Origin of the sequence: Halorussus limi, assembly GCF_023238205.1 — an archaeon.
Taxonomy (GTDB): domain Archaea; phylum Halobacteriota; class Halobacteria; order Halobacteriales; family Haladaptataceae; genus Halorussus; species Halorussus limi.
On sequence record NZ_CP096661.1, the window covers coordinates 170923 to 184499 of the forward strand.

Consider the following 13577-nt stretch of genomic DNA (forward strand, 5'->3'; position numbering starts at 1 on the left):
CCGGTATCTGCGCTCGGCGTACTACGCTCTCCGCGACGCTTCCCAAGGACGACGAACAATGTAGCTGATAGTACAGATAGGTATATGGCGAGAACAGGCGTCCATCTACATGGGATGGTGGGAGAAGACACGATTGACAGTGAACAGCGACGCGAGGCGTGGACCGTTCTGGTTCCAGTTCGATACCCGCTCCGCGAAGAGGGGATTCAAACGCTTCGTGGGGCGGTCAACCTTGCGGAAAGTCATCCAGAAGCATCGCTAGTCATCCTGCATGTCAATCTCCGTCACGCAGGCCACTCCATCACATCCACGGACTTGCAAGCAACTGTAGAAGCCGCGGTTGGGCCACTCACGGCAACGTATGTCGTTCGGGAGGGGTATCTCCTCGAAGACGAGATTCTGGCAGAAGCATACGACCAAAAGGCCGATTGCATCGCGTTGGGGACGAACCATGTCCCACGTAGAGAATGGCTCGTTCGCCGTCTGCTTGGGCCACCACTTGCCCTCGGAACACATCTCCAGCGCCACGCCAACCCTCCCATCGAGGTGGTCGAAATCGATCAGTGAGCCACCAGCCGACTCTGCAAGCTAGTGGCTCTGTTGAAATCCTTCGGCCCTGACAGTAGTCTAGATGATCGATGCGTGGTGCGAACTGACCAGCGGTGAGCTTATGTATGTTTGTATTGACATACTTGAGGAGTAGTAACTCCAATGGGCGATACACAGACCCACCAGAACGAATTTCGCTCGACCATCGCGGGTATCACTGTCAAGGGCCGCGCTCACTCACTCAGTGCGTGGTTCGTCCTCGCATTACGCCTCGTCATAGGTTTCGCATTCTTCTACTCTGGGGTCGAGAAAATTCAGGGCGGCTTTGACGCGCAGGGCTATCTTGCAAACGTCGCGGCAACCAATGGCAACCCCCTCGAAGGACTCTTCCTCTGGATAAGTCAAACACCATGGTTCATCGACATTGTAAACGTGGCTGTCCCATGGGGTGAGGCCGCGATCGGCCTCGGAATCATAGTCGGTTTACTCACCCGCTTAGCAGCATTTTTCGGGGCGCTCATGATGCTCTTGTTCTACTTCGGCAATTGGGATATGGCCCACGGGCCAATCAACAGCGACTTCATGTACATGCTTGTCTTTCTCTCGGTGGCCGCATTCGGTGCAGGCCGCATTCTTGGCCTTGACGCCTACGTTGAACAGTACGAGATTGATGGTCAGCCCCTCATTGAGAAATATCCTTCGCTCGAGTATCTCCTCGGCTAAACAAAATCAGTAATCGACATACGAATTTTAGGACGGAGACTTCATCCGCCTCGAACGTATCGCACACACCGTAGAGGACGGCGACATCGTAGACGTACACTTTTCGCACTTGGGGAAATCGATACTGAGAGGTCGACGACCTGTTTACAGGTCGTCGAGTATCCGCCCGAACCGTTCGCTGACCTCATTAGCGATCGCATTGAGTTCGTGGTTATTGGCGATGCCGACGAGTTGTTTCGGGTCGACGGCGCTCACCGAGACGCCGCTGTTGTCGGTCTCGTAGACAATGGCGTTACACGGTAGGAGCTCACCGAGTTCTATTTGGTTTTGGAGTCCGTCGAAGGCCAGCTGCGGGTTACAGGCGCCGAGAATACAACACTACCCGAATTCCTCGTCGAGTCCCACTCAGACGACAGGACGGGAACTGACGCCCACACGGACATGCGAGACACGCCACTGACGACGAGGAAGAGCCCGTCACCGTAGACGGCGGCGAAGAACCGCGAATTAAGTAGTCACTGGATTTGAGCAATTCGGATTGCCCGTAGGTCCATTTATAACGGTCTGCGGCCAATCATCTGGTAGAGGTAACTCACGATGTCAAGCCAAAACCAAAGTGATTCGCTCCTTTTGGTCGTCCTTGCGGTACTCGCAATCATCGTTCTCCTCCCGGTATTGATGATGGCATTTTCGCTGCCGATGATGGGAATGATGGGCTGGTGGGGTGGAGGTGGGGGTGGACCTGGCACAGGTCTCTCACCGCTCTGGGGTATCGGGACTATGCTGTTCTTCTTCGCCATATTACTCGGCACTGGGTACATCCTCTACCGCGGCTTCATCGGAAGTCAAGTCCTTGAACGCGATCAAGCGCTTGAGGAGTTGCGGACTGCGTACGCCCGGGGCGAGCTGAGTGATGAAGAGTTTGAACGTCGTCGGGAGCAACTCCGGCAAGACGAATCCTAATCCCAACTTGAGTAGATTACCAAGGTGATTTCACCGATTCATTTCCGGTCGCGCCGAGCGATAGGTCCGTAGTAGGCCTGCTGAATACAGAGTGTCAACTTAAATTGCGGCTCCTAGCAGGATTGCAGCCAATAGACACTCGTCGCGCTGAATATCGGAATGAAATATGATTTCTGATACTACTGGATAGGTTCACTACTTCTGGCGAGAAGCAACACACATACCACACCTTCTGAAACTCATACCGATATTTTAGACGTTGGAAAGAGTATGGTGGATGGATTCCATGCTTGAGAACAAGGTCGCAATCGTTACTGGCGGATCGACAGGGATCGGCAAAGCAACTGCTGCGAAGTACAAAGAGTACGGTGCCGAGGTCATTATCGCAAATCGGTCAGCTGATGCAGGAGAAGAAGCCGCCGAGGAACTCGGTTGTGACTTCACCCAGTGTGATGTCGCAGAGTACGAGCAGGTCGAAGCCCTCGTCGAGGCGACCGTCGAGAAGCACGACCGGTTGGACGTGATGGTGAACAACGCGGGAATCGGCCGCGTCGGGACGGTCGAGGAGATGTCGCTCGACGACTGGCACGACGTGATGCGGATCAATCTGAACGGCGTCATGCACGGGACACGGGCGGCGATGCCACACTTGAAGGAAACTGAGGGGAGCATCGTCAACATCGCATCGATCTATGGGCTCGTTGCTGGCCCGGGAGCGACTGCCTATGCGACGGCCAAAGGCGGCATCGTCAACTTCACGCGGTCGGTCGCCGTCGATTACGCCAAACAGAACGTGCGAGTTAACAGCATCTGTCCGGGATTCGTCGAGACGCCGATGACCGAACCCGCCTTCGGACAGGAGGAGTTCTACGAATACGTCCACGGTCAGACACCGATGGGGCGGGTCGCACAACCGGAGGAAATTGCGGGCCTGGCAATGTTCCTCGCCTCTGACGAAGCCTCGTACATCACGGGAGCTAACATCCCCGTCGACGGTGGGTGGATAGCACAGTGACGGGGGAACACGGCAGCTATTCGGCTGTGATTCGGCCCGTCCTCGTCTTGGGAGCGGGGTGTGATAGACTTCAGTGGAAGTCTTCTCGGGAACCCTCGTTTTCGGGCAGATGTCGTTTGACTGTGAGAGCGACAGCGAGGTAGGCGGGGAGGCCGACGACGAGCACAGCGCCAACGATCCCCCAGTCTTCGAGCCCGAGCGCCACCGTCCCGAAGTACCGATTGAGGGGAGTGTACAACACAGCGAGCTGCAACGCAATCGACACCCCGACCGCGAGTGCGAACCACCGATTCGAGAACGTCGGTGTCTCGCGGAGCCAGCGGATGACGTACAGTTTCTCGAACTCGAGGAAGACGAAGCCCGTGAACACCATCGTCATGGCATACGGCGTAATTGCGGGTGCTCCACCGAGTACATAAAACATCAACCCGAGCATGAGCACGGTTGAAACCGTCCCGGCACCCCCGATGAGTCCGAGCATGGGGCGTTCGATAATGCCTTTGTCTGGGTCGCGCGGCGGCCGCTCCATCACCTCGCCGCTCTGTGGGTCAGCACCGAGGGCTAGCGCGGGCAAGCCGTCAGTGAGCAGGTTGATCCACAGCAGTTGGACCGCCGGGAGCACGAGGTAGCCGTATAGTGACGCGAGAAAGACGAGCGCGACTTCCGCCACGTTCGCACTGAGCAGGAAGGCCACGAACTTCCAGAGGTTGTCGAAGATAGCCCGACCGCGTTCGACTGCCCGCTCAATAGTGGCGTAGTTATCATCCAGCAGAACCATGTCGCTCGCGTGTTTGGCCACGTCGGTCCCGCGGACGCCCATCGCGATCCCGACGTCAGCGTTCTTTAGCGCTGGCGCGTCGTTGACGCCGTCACCCGTCATGGCGACGACGTGCCCGATCTCCTGGAGTGCCTTCAGGATGCGTACTTTATGCTCGGGAGACGTCCGCGCGAACACGTTGACCTCTTCGACCCGCTGGGCGAGTTCCTCGTCGTCCAGATGATCGAGTTCACGCCCCTCCGTCACTTCCTGGCCGATTCCGAGCGACCACGCAATCGCGGCGGCCGTGCGGACGTTGTCGCCGGTTATCATCTTCACGTCGATTCCCGCCCGGTCGGTCGCCGCGAGCGCGTCGGCGACCTCTGTTCGTGGCGGGTCGATCATCCCGACGAGTCCGACGAACACTAGGTCATCCTCCATGTTCTCCGGATTCTCGGTGTAGGCGAGCGCGAGTACGCGGAGGGCCTCGTCGGCGAACGTCCGGACCTGTTCGTGGATGCGGTCGGCTGCCTCAGGGGTGAGTTCGGTCGGTCCGCCATCGATGAGCACGCGCGAGGACTTCGAGAGAACGACCTCCGGGGCGCCCTTGACGTACCCTACGTCGCCGTGGATGGTTCCCATCCACTTCTGTTCGGATGAAAATGGAATCTCGTCGGTTCGGGGTTGCTCCTCGCGGAGGGCCTCGACGTCGATGCCGCGATCCTCGGCCGCCTCGACCAGCGCCTGCTCGGTCGGATCGCCCTCTTCGGCGGTGGCGTCGTTGCAGAGCGCCCCGGCCCGCAACAGGAGGTCGATGCGGTCAGACGGGGGTTCACCGCCGGGTTCGTCGAATTCGACGACGGCGTCGTTCACCCACACCCTGCTGACGGTCATCTGGCCCTCGGTGAGCGTCCCGGTCTTGTCGGTGCAGATGACGTCCACCGAGCCGAGTGCCTCGACGGCCGGAAGGCGGCGGACGAGCGCGTTTTCCTCGGCCATCCTCCGGACCCCCAGTGCGAGGGTCAGCGTCACCACAGCTGGCAGTCCCTCGGGGATGGCGGCGACGGCCAGCGACACCGCTGTGAGCCCCGCTTCTACAGGTGGCGTGTCCTGAACCAGCAACAGCGGGATAACGAGCGCGGCGAGTGCGAACACGCCGAGACCGAGCCGACGGCCGAGTTCATCCAATTCCTCCTGGAGCGGTGTCTGTGTCTCTTCAGTAGCCGCAAGCTCTCGTGCAATCGAACCGACCTCTGTGTCCATCCCGGTCGCAGTGACAACGGCGACCGCCCTGCCGCGCGTGACATTCGTGCTGTTGAACACCATGCTCTCACGCTCGGCGAGTGGTGTATCGGAATCGACCGGTTCGGGCGACTTCGAGACCGGCGCACTCTCGCCGGTGAGCGCCGCCTCGTCAACTTCGAGGTCGATATCGTCGAGCAGCCGTCCGTCTGCGGGGACGACGTCGCCGCTCTCCAGTTCGATCACGTCGCCGGGAACGAGTTCGGTCGCGTCGATTTCGACAGTCGTTCCGTCCCGGCGGACGGTCGCCGTCGGCGCAGTCATTTCACGGAGTGCTTCAAGACTCCGCTCGGCGCGATAATCCTGGACAAATCCGAAGACTCCGTTCACGACGACGATGACGACGATAAGAACGGCGTCAACGGTGTGGCCAGCCCAAGCCGAGAGCACAGCTGCCACCACCAGAACCCAGATGAGCACGCTGTTGAACTGCGCAACGAAAATCGCCAGCGGCGTTCGCTCGCTGGCTTGAACGACCTCGTTCTCGCCGTACTCCGCGAGCCGTCGCTGAGCCTCCCCTGAATTGAGTCCCTTGGTAGAGGTACCGTGGGCCTCTAGAACCGCTTCGGTCGAACGGCTGTACGGGCGGTCGTTCATTACCGGCTGTTCACTCCCATCACACTTGGGAATTGTCGGAGAGACTCTGTCGACAGTATCGTCGTCGAACGAGCTCGAACTATCAGTACCCCGGTCGGGAACGTTGGTTTGAAGCGCGGGTACCGACCCGGGTAAGCCACAGCAGTTAGTGGCGGACTACTGCCCTGGGAACAACAGCAGGCGCCCGACCACGAATACGAAATACAATCCCAACAGATAGCTACCCTCTGTCCGCGTGAGTTCTCCGTCGTTCACGTACAGCGTCCACCCGAGCAACCCAGCACCTGTTACGAGCTTGAACGGGAGGTCCCAGAGGATGACGGCCGATGGGACGTAGTAGGTGGAGATAGCGCCACCGAGGCCGATGCCGACGAGGGGATTGACGATGTTGCTCCCGACGAGGGTGCCGAGCGCGACGTTTGGTGACCGCCGACGGATAGCGTCCATCACGGCCGTCAACTCCGGCAGCGCGGCGGCCACGCCGATGGTCACGATTCCGACCATGGACCCACCGAGAGCAAGCAAGTCGATGACCCCCTCAATGATCGACAGCATGAGCGATGCAGAGAGCAGAACTAGGACGAGCAGCCTGTTGCGACGACTCCATCTCTGCGAGGATCAACGCTCGGCGGCTCTTGAAGCGTCTGGGTCCGCTCTCTACGGACGACACTGACCCCGACGTACACGAGGTAAAGGGCCAACAGCACGACCCCGTCCAGCCGGTTATTCGTTCCATCCCAAGCGAGGACCATCGTCACGACGAACACGTCCAGCATCGGCAGGTAGCTCTCGCGGACAAACGTCTCAGTGAGGTCGAGGCTACCGTACCCGATGAGAAGGACCCCGACGAGGAGAAGTTGCTGGACGGTCGAAGAGCCGGTGTTACCACCGATGACGACGGCGGAGTGGGAGTTCCTGAGTCTGACCGTCACCTTCGACCACGATGTCGTTGACGGAACGCCAGCCACACGGTTCGTCCAACGCCTCAGCGAACGTACAGAAGCCCATCACAGCCTCGACACCGCACTCACCGAGTAACCGAGCGCCTACCTAGGACCAACCCAGTATTTCGTGGTTTAGCCATAACCGCTAAAAACTCCAAGCGGTAATACAACAACTAGGATGAGTCTACAACAGACGCTCCAGAACATACTGACGAACCCGACGTTTCTCGCAACGTGGATAGCGTTCGTCGTCGCTAGTGAGGCCGTCCTGGTGTGGGACCTCTGGACGAACAATAACGAGATGAAAAGCCTGATGAAGCTCGTGTGGGTCCTCACGGTGTTGTACTCCGGGCCGCTGGGCCTCGCCATATACTGGTACTCGGGCCGTCAGCAGATTGCTCACGACTCGTTTTGGCGCAAGGGGTTCCGGTCGGTCGCCCACTGCTACTCGGGATGTGGGGCCGGTGAGGTCACCGGTATCGTACTCACCGTCGGGATTCTGGCGCTGGCAAACTTCTACGTCATCGCCATCACGTTCGGGTTCGCGTACCTGTTCGGCTACGCGCTGACAGTCGGACCGCTCGTCCAGGAGGGCGAGACGTGGAGGCAAGCCATCAAGGACGCGCTGTACTCCGAGACTGCCTCGATCACCGTGATGGAGATCGTCGCCATCAGCGTCGACATCTGGTTGGCGGGCGAGGCAACCATGGGTGATGTGTTGTTCTGGTCGTCGTTGTTCTTCTCGCTGTCGCTTGGGCTCATCGCGGCGTATCCAGTCAATCTTGTCCTTATCTACTACAGCGTCAAGGAGGGAATGATGAACCCAAAGAAGATGGCCACAGACATGGGAATGTAACTCTCCGTTTACCAGATTCGGCTATACAACGCACTCATTTCGCGAACAATCGGTATGACCGATACGAACGCCCGAAAGCACCGTGTCTCTTTTAGTGGTGGGACTACAACAGTATTGTGTGTAAAGAACAATACAAGAAAGTGGGGTAGGTCGTCTCTGGATGATTGGCCTGCTAGTGTTCGGTGGTGGCCCCCTCTTTGCCTCCCCGAACATTGCCTGGTATTGGTTGCCCTTTGCGCTTCTCGTCGTGGCTGGTATGGCGTGGGTGTTTGTAGACCGCAAACTACTAAGTCAGACAAGAAGTTACGGATCGAATTCGGGTGCTACGGCTAATAAACAAAAGGCTCTGGATACGCTCAAACAGCAGTACGCTGTCGGTGAAATCGATGAAGCGGAGTTCGAACGTCGATTAGAGACGTTGCTAGAGAATGAGTCGATAGCGGACGTAGAAAACCGAACTGACGTCAATTCCGATACGGCGAGCGAGACCCAACCGATTGAGGAGGGAACCACGAAACAGGGCCCCCATCACCGTCAAACGTGCCATCGTCGCGGGAAGCACCATCGTGGACGACACTGAGTAGTTGGGTGACAGCAGTTCCGTCTACCCCTTTTTCACTATACATTCACTGCGAAGCGCTCGGTCTGTAATACTCCTTGAGCCATGCCGCGATTCCATCGAGGCCGGGGAATAGCGTTCGGTGATTGATATTCGCCTGGTCCAACTTATCACGAAATTCCCGTTTACACTCGGCTGGAATGATAATCTTCCAGAAGAGATCTGGATGGTCTTCGAGCCATTCATCCATCGAGGTCCGAGGATTGGCCATACTGGCGAAGAGTGCGGCCTGATTGACGATGCGCTGATCGATGGACGGTGGCTGGAAGAAGACGATGTAGTCCTCACCTTGCTGTTCGGAGAACTCCTCGAGGACGTCTCTGACATCGAGCATCGGAACCGTGCGCCGGTCGGCCAACTGGCTGTCGTCCTCCCCTGTCCGTTCTAGAACTAGCTTCATGAGATCGTAGAGCATCGCGGCGTTGAATATGTTCGTCCCCAGCTCTTCGAGGAACGCTTGGAAGTGATCAGGAAGTCGGTCGTGAGCCGCTTCGTAATCAACCGCCCAGACCACACCGTCGGCGTCTAGTGAACCGGCGGTCGCGAAGTACGCGGCGACCGCCGGCGAGTAGGTCCAATCGAGCAGTCGCGTCGGGAGCCCATGGTGCTGGGCGAGTGCCATGAGGTGGAACGGCGACTCAGGCTGGTCAATTTCCTGGCGCGCGTACTGCCGGAAGTTTCGGAGCAGGTGGACCTCGAGGTCCCACTTTCCAGAATCGCCAACGAAGCGCTGAAGCGATGTCTGGAGGGTGTATTCGGTGTCCGTCATGCCACGGAACACGTACGGCGACCGATGGCGTCCGAGCTCCTCGTTCCACGAGTCCCGGTACAGGAGCCGCTGGAGCGTCGCCCAATCATCGGCGACGAATTCGTTGGCGCCCTCGTCCGTCTGGGTCATGAACATCTAATCGCCGCCAGGGCGTATGTATGGTCGGTTCGGTCAGTGACACGACCGGAGCGACGCACACTCCGAACGTAGACCAATTCTTGATTCGGGCGTCGCCGCTCTTTGCCGTGTCAAGCCAGCATCTGGGCGACACGTTCCGGACTTGTTACAATAACATACATCTACAATACTGGCGTTGCTAGGTGTAGTGCCGTGTACGCGTAGTCTCGCGGGGGGAATGTCTGTGGGCAGCTTGGTCTGAACCCAGACTGCGACGTGACCGCTGAGGAAAGTTGAACACGATAAACTGTTGTAAAATGTTGGCAATTGCTATTGCCACACTCGGAGGATTCTCGTCGCGACCCAACCGCTATACGTCGTCACGCTGACGCTGTTCGACGACGGGCAAAGAGTTGCCAGATTCGAAAGCTGACGTTCTGTTTCCTATTACTGATCGTCTCGCTCGTGAAGGATGCTCTCCGCTTCTTGGCGAAGTGATGGCTCCAAGGACTCTTCCCCGGCAAGTCTCCGGAGCATTGTATCGCACTGAGGGGTCGCCAACGCCTGGAGTGCTCGCTGGCGGAGCCCGTCGCTCAAACTCTCCCTCCGGACGAGAGCGTCGAGTTCGTCACACTCGTTGGCCATCTCGAGTTCGTGAATTGCATCTTCACGTTCGGACTCGGTCGCCGATTCGTCAAGTGCGAGTTCGATACACTCTTCCGGCGTTCGAGAGCTCATAGTCCAGAACACGGGTTTCAGAGTGATAGTCCTACGGACCGTGTCGTCATGTACTTTCTTTGGGTCTGCTCTCGTCGGTATTACTGCTATGTCCACCCGTATTGGAGTGAATACGCAGAATCGAGGTCGAGGAGAATCCCTGATACACTGGAAGGATTGAGACAAGATGAGTCCGTTTCGCGTGAGTCAAGCGTTTGATGATAGGACTACAACCAGAGCGTTTGTCCGTGACGGAGAACCACGATGACGATCGGTTATTTCGTACTTGGATCGCTCCTTCTCATCGGCATCGTCGTCGACCTACTCTGGACGACGCTTTGGGTGGAGGGCGGCGCAGGTCCTCTCACGTCCCGTCTCATGGCGGTAACGTGGCAGACTGTTCGATGGATCGGCGGTGGAAACGCGCGAGTCCGTACCCTCACCGGTCCACTCATTCTTACCGTCGGTTTCACGGTGTGGCTTATCCTCCTCTGGGCCGGCTGGACCCTCGTCTTTGCCGGCGCTGAAAACATCCTCATCGACACCGTCGACGGAGGCTCCATCTCCTGGGTCGACCGGATTTACTTCACAGGATACGCCATGTTCACCCTTGGGAATGGGGATTTTGCCCCACGAAGTGGCGTCTGGCAGATCGCTACTGTCCTCGTAACAGGGAGTGGAATGCTCTTCATTACCCTCGGTGTTACGTACATCCTGTCCGTACTGGAGGCGGTCACCCAGAAACGCTCGTTCGCGACCGGCATCAGTGGACTCGGAACGCAGGGCAATGAATTCGTTCGAAATGCGTGGGACGGTCAGGAGTTCCAGGGGCTCGATGTACTACTGAACACGTACGTTACGCAACTGAACACGCTCACATCGAATCACAAGGCGTACCCGATTCTCCACTATTTTCACAGCGAGCAGTCCGAGCAGGCACCGGTCACAAGCATCGCCGTCCTCGACGACGCGTTGACGATACTTGAATTCGGAATTCCTGCACAGGAACGGCCCAGTGACGCCATCATCGAGAATGCCCGCTCGAGCGTCGAGAGCTACCTCGAAGCACTACACGGGACATTCATCGAGCCTGCAAATCGTGCTCCTCCGCCGCCAGCGCTCGAGGTGATTCGCGACGCTGATATCCCGACGAACTCCGACGATGAGTTCACTACTGCTCTCGGGAACCTAGAGAAGCGCCGCCGAACGATGCTTGGCCTGGTCGAATCTGACGCACGTCAATGGCCCACCAGTCAAGATACGTAAAGGCGACTCGACTTACGGTTGAACGTACTGTCCCCCTGTTGTAATCTCCCGTCTGGTTCGTTACCGGCCTAATGCTGGGCCACACACTCTTTCCCCCCGAGGAATCATACTATCTGGTTACGGGGGGAGACATGGACGACCACAGCAGCGAATCCAGCAATGGAAACCGGTCTGACCGGCATTCGGATGTTGACGACCGAGAAGAACCGCGAGTTGAACAATCAATACTCGAGGACGAGGCTGAAGACGCCGACGAGGCTGAACGAGAGGTCGACGAGCAATACGATTCTAGTGGGACGCACGGCGACCACGGAGAGCATGCCAATGGCCATAACGGTCACGGCGAGGGTGGCATGCACGAGGGGCACGAACGGATGTTCCGGCGGCGCTTCTTCGTCTCGACGCTCCTTTCAATTCCGGTTCTGCTCTATAGCGAGACGCTCCAAGAGTGGCTCGGGTTCTCGGTCCCGGCGTTCCCCGGCAGCGAGTGGATCAATCCCGTCTTTGCGATAATCGTCTTCGCATACGGTGGAATGCCGTTCCTTCGGATGGCGGTTCCGGAACTCGAGGACCGCACACCGGGCATGATGACACTCATTTCGATGGCCATCACCGTCGCGTTCGTCTACAGCCTCGCGAGCGTCGTCTTCCCGACGGCGCCGACGTTCTTCTGGGAGCTCGTGACGCTGATCGACATCATGCTACTAGGCCACTGGATCGAGATGCGCTCGGTCCGCAGGGCCTCTAGCGCCCTCGACGAGTTGGCCAAGCTCCTCCCCGACACCGCCGAGCGCATCACCGAAGACGGCGGGACTGAGGAAATTCCGGTGAACGAACTGGGGGAAGGCGACCTCGTACTCGTCCGTCCGGGGGCTAGCGTACCTGCTGACGGCGTCGTTGAGGATGGCGACTCGGACGTGAACGAGTCGATGATTACTGGCGAGTCGAAGCCGGTGTCGAAGGAACCTGGCGACGAGGTCATCGGTGGGACCATCAACGGTGATGGGAGCCTTCGGGTGCGAATTGCGGCGACGGGCGACGAGACGACGCTCGCGGGTATCATGCGTCTCGTCGAGGAGGCCCAGGAGAGCGAGTCTCGGACACAACAACTTGCCGACCGCGCGGCAGGGTGGCTGTTCTACATCGCGCTGGCGGTAGCTATCGTAACCGGCATCGCGTGGACGATCGCCGTCTCGTTCAACGCCACGGTCATCGAGCGAGTCGTGACCGTACTCGTAATCGCCTGTCCGCACGCGCTCGGACTTGCTATCCCACTCGTCGTCGCGATCAACACGTCGCTGGCCGCACAGAACGGGATGCTGATTCGGGATCGAATTGCGATGGAACAGGCCCGGGAACTGGATACGATTATCTTCGACAAGACAGGGACACTCACGAAGGGCGAACAGGGCATCGTCGACGTGGAGACTGTCGAAGACATTGACGAAGACGAGGCGCTGTCGCTTGCCGCCGCCGTTGAGGGTGATTCGGAACACATGATTGCGCAGGCAGTACGCGAGGCCGCGAATGAGCGGAGCTTAGATGCGCCAGCAGCTACTGGTTTCGAGGCGCTCAAGGGTCGCGGAGTACGTGCAACCGTCGACGGTGCTACGATTCACGTCGGCGGCCCGAATCTCCTGTCACATCTTGACATGGACGTTCCGCCAGAGCTGACGGCGTTCGCGGAACGCGCCGGAGAGGACGCCCAAACAGTCGTCTACCTCTTACGCGATGAGATGCCCGTTGCCGCATTCGCGCTCGCAGATGTTGTTCGTGAGGAGAGTTACCAAGTCGTTGATGCGCTCCACGAACTCGGCATCGAAGTGGCGATGTTAACTGGCGACTCTGAAGATGTCGCCAACGCCGTCGCTGACGACCTTGGTATCGACACGGTGTTTGCTGAGGTGTTGCCTGAGGACAAGGACAAGAAAGTGACCGAACTCCAAGAGCAGGGCAAATTTGTTGCGATGGTTGGCGATGGTGTAAACGACGCGCCGGCACTCACGCGTGCTGACATCGGTATCGCCATCGGGTCTGGGACGGACGTCGCCGTCCAGTCGGCGGACATCATCCTCGTCCAGAACAACCCGCTAGATGTCGTCCGTCTCGTAAAGTTGAGCAGGGCGAGTTACCGAAAGATGAAGGAGAATCTTGCGTGGGCCGCGGGCTACAACGTGTTCGCACTCCCGCTTGCAGCAGGGGTCCTCGCTCCGATTGGTATCCTGCTCTCGCCTGCGGTCGGCGCGCTCTTGATGTCGCTGTCGACAGTAATCGTCGCGATTAACGCCCAGTTCCTCCGCCGGGTTGACCTCAGCCTCCCAAGTCTGCCGGGCGTGCCAGCACAGCAGACAGCCCAATCAGCAGACTGATGGGAACAAACACT

The 13577-nt window shown here is 58.4% G+C and carries 13 protein-coding genes and 1 pseudogene; 8 read left to right on the top strand and 6 right to left on the bottom strand.

The annotated features are described in order from the left end of the window. The first annotated feature begins 114 nt into the window (after positions 1–114). Entirely contained in the window at positions 115–567 is a 453-nt protein-coding gene (locus tag M0R89_RS21040; RefSeq protein WP_248652721.1) for a universal stress protein, read from the top strand. Between the two features lie 144 nt (positions 568–711). Next, positions 712–1272, top strand: coding sequence for a DoxX family protein (locus M0R89_RS21045; protein WP_248652722.1), 561 nt, complete (start codon positions 712–714; stop codon positions 1270–1272). A 144-nt stretch (positions 1273–1416) separates the two neighbouring features. Here M0R89_RS21045 and M0R89_RS21050 read toward each other — a convergent pair. Continuing rightward, positions 1417–1644 (bottom strand): annotated as a pseudogene (locus M0R89_RS21050) (DUF302 domain-containing protein); the annotation flags it as partial. Positions 1645–1869: 225 nt separating this feature from the next. On the opposite strand from M0R89_RS21050, the gene M0R89_RS21055 reads away from it, so the two are divergent. Beyond that, entirely contained in the window at positions 1870–2235 is a 366-nt protein-coding gene (locus M0R89_RS21055) for an SHOCT domain-containing protein (protein WP_248652723.1), read from the top strand. Between the two features lie 286 nt (positions 2236–2521). Continuing rightward, positions 2522–3250, top strand: a complete 729-nt coding sequence (budC, locus tag M0R89_RS21060; protein WP_248652724.1) for a meso-2,3-butanediol dehydrogenase — start codon at positions 2522–2524, stop codon at positions 3248–3250. 70 nt (positions 3251–3320) lie between these two features. Here budC and M0R89_RS21065 read toward each other — a convergent pair whose 3' ends face one another. The 3 genes from M0R89_RS21065 to M0R89_RS21075 all read right to left on the bottom strand — a co-directional run bounded on the left by M0R89_RS21065 (position 3321) and on the right by M0R89_RS21075 (position 6874). Beyond that, positions 3321–5906, bottom strand: coding sequence for a calcium-translocating P-type ATPase, PMCA-type (locus tag M0R89_RS21065; RefSeq protein ID WP_248652725.1), 2586 nt, complete (start codon positions 5904–5906; stop codon positions 3321–3323). A 156-nt stretch (positions 5907–6062) separates the two neighbouring features. Further along, entirely contained in the window at positions 6063–6461 is a 399-nt protein-coding gene (locus tag M0R89_RS21070; RefSeq protein WP_248652726.1) for a calcium:cation antiporter family protein, read from the bottom strand. Positions 6462–6481: 20 nt separating this feature from the next. Further along, positions 6482–6874, bottom strand: a complete 393-nt coding sequence (locus M0R89_RS21075; protein ID WP_248652983.1) for a calcium:cation antiporter family protein — start codon at positions 6872–6874, stop codon at positions 6482–6484. Between M0R89_RS21075 and M0R89_RS23505 the strand changes: the two genes are divergently transcribed. Next, positions 6828–6944 carry a hypothetical protein gene (locus M0R89_RS23505; protein WP_438267701.1) on the top strand — a complete coding sequence of 39 codons (117 nt, stop codon included), beginning with the start codon at positions 6828–6830 and terminating at the stop codon, positions 6942–6944. The genes M0R89_RS21075 and M0R89_RS23505 overlap by 47 nt on opposite strands. 84 nt (positions 6945–7028) lie before the next feature. After that, a complete protein-coding gene (locus tag M0R89_RS21080; protein ID WP_248652727.1) occupies positions 7029–7706 on the top strand; it encodes a DUF4396 domain-containing protein in 678 nt (225 codons plus the stop codon). Between the two features lie 626 nt (positions 7707–8332). On the opposite strand, the gene M0R89_RS21090 is transcribed toward M0R89_RS21080, so the two are convergent. Both M0R89_RS21090 and M0R89_RS21095 read right to left on the bottom strand, forming a co-directional pair. Next, positions 8333–9223, bottom strand: a complete 891-nt coding sequence (locus tag M0R89_RS21090; RefSeq protein WP_248652728.1) for an FRG domain-containing protein — start codon at positions 9221–9223, stop codon at positions 8333–8335. A 435-nt stretch (positions 9224–9658) separates the two neighbouring features. Beyond that, positions 9659–9949 (bottom strand): hypothetical protein, encoded by a 291-nt coding sequence (locus M0R89_RS21095; RefSeq protein WP_248652729.1) that lies wholly within the window; start codon positions 9947–9949, stop codon positions 9659–9661. A gap of 243 nt (positions 9950–10192) precedes the next feature. Between M0R89_RS21095 and M0R89_RS21100 the strand changes: the two genes are divergently transcribed. Together M0R89_RS21100 and M0R89_RS21105 are read left to right on the top strand one after the other, a co-directional pair. Beyond that, positions 10193–11194 carry a potassium channel family protein gene (locus M0R89_RS21100; protein WP_248652730.1) on the top strand — a complete coding sequence of 334 codons (1002 nt, stop codon included), beginning with the start codon at positions 10193–10195 and terminating at the stop codon, positions 11192–11194. Positions 11195–11325: 131 nt separating this feature from the next. Then, positions 11326–13563 carry a copper-translocating P-type ATPase gene (locus M0R89_RS21105; protein WP_248652731.1) on the top strand — a complete coding sequence of 746 codons (2238 nt, stop codon included), beginning with the start codon at positions 11326–11328 and terminating at the stop codon, positions 13561–13563. The last annotated feature ends 14 nt before the right edge of the window (positions 13564–13577 follow it).

Bases quoted from the DNA above. Each gene is read 5' to 3' on its own strand.
- M0R89_RS21045 (WP_248652722.1), top strand. From the start codon at position 712: ATGGGCGATACACAGACCCACCAGAACGAATTTCGCTCGACCATCGCG.
- M0R89_RS21105 (WP_248652731.1), top strand. From the start codon at position 11,326: ATGGACGACCACAGCAGCGAATCCAGCAATGGAAACCGGTCTGACCGG.
- budC (WP_248652724.1), top strand. From the start codon at position 2,522: ATGCTTGAGAACAAGGTCGCAATCGTTACTGGCGGATCGACAGGGATC.
- M0R89_RS21095 (WP_248652729.1), bottom strand. From the start codon at position 9,949: ATGAGCTCTCGAACGCCGGAAGAGTGTATCGAACTCGCACTTGACGAA.
- M0R89_RS21055 (WP_248652723.1), top strand. From the start codon at position 1,870: ATGTCAAGCCAAAACCAAAGTGATTCGCTCCTTTTGGTCGTCCTTGCG.
- M0R89_RS21090 (WP_248652728.1), bottom strand. From the start codon at position 9,223: ATGACCCAGACGGACGAGGGCGCCAACGAATTCGTCGCCGATGATTGG.
- M0R89_RS21065 (WP_248652725.1), bottom strand. From the start codon at position 5,906: ATGAACGACCGCCCGTACAGCCGTTCGACCGAAGCGGTTCTAGAGGCC.
- M0R89_RS21100 (WP_248652730.1), top strand. From the start codon at position 10,193: ATGACGATCGGTTATTTCGTACTTGGATCGCTCCTTCTCATCGGCATC.
- M0R89_RS21040 (WP_248652721.1), top strand. From the start codon at position 115: ATGGTGGGAGAAGACACGATTGACAGTGAACAGCGACGCGAGGCGTGG.
- M0R89_RS21070 (WP_248652726.1), bottom strand. From the start codon at position 6,461: ATGCTGTCGATCATTGAGGGGGTCATCGACTTGCTTGCTCTCGGTGGG.
- M0R89_RS21080 (WP_248652727.1), top strand. From the start codon at position 7,029: ATGAGTCTACAACAGACGCTCCAGAACATACTGACGAACCCGACGTTT.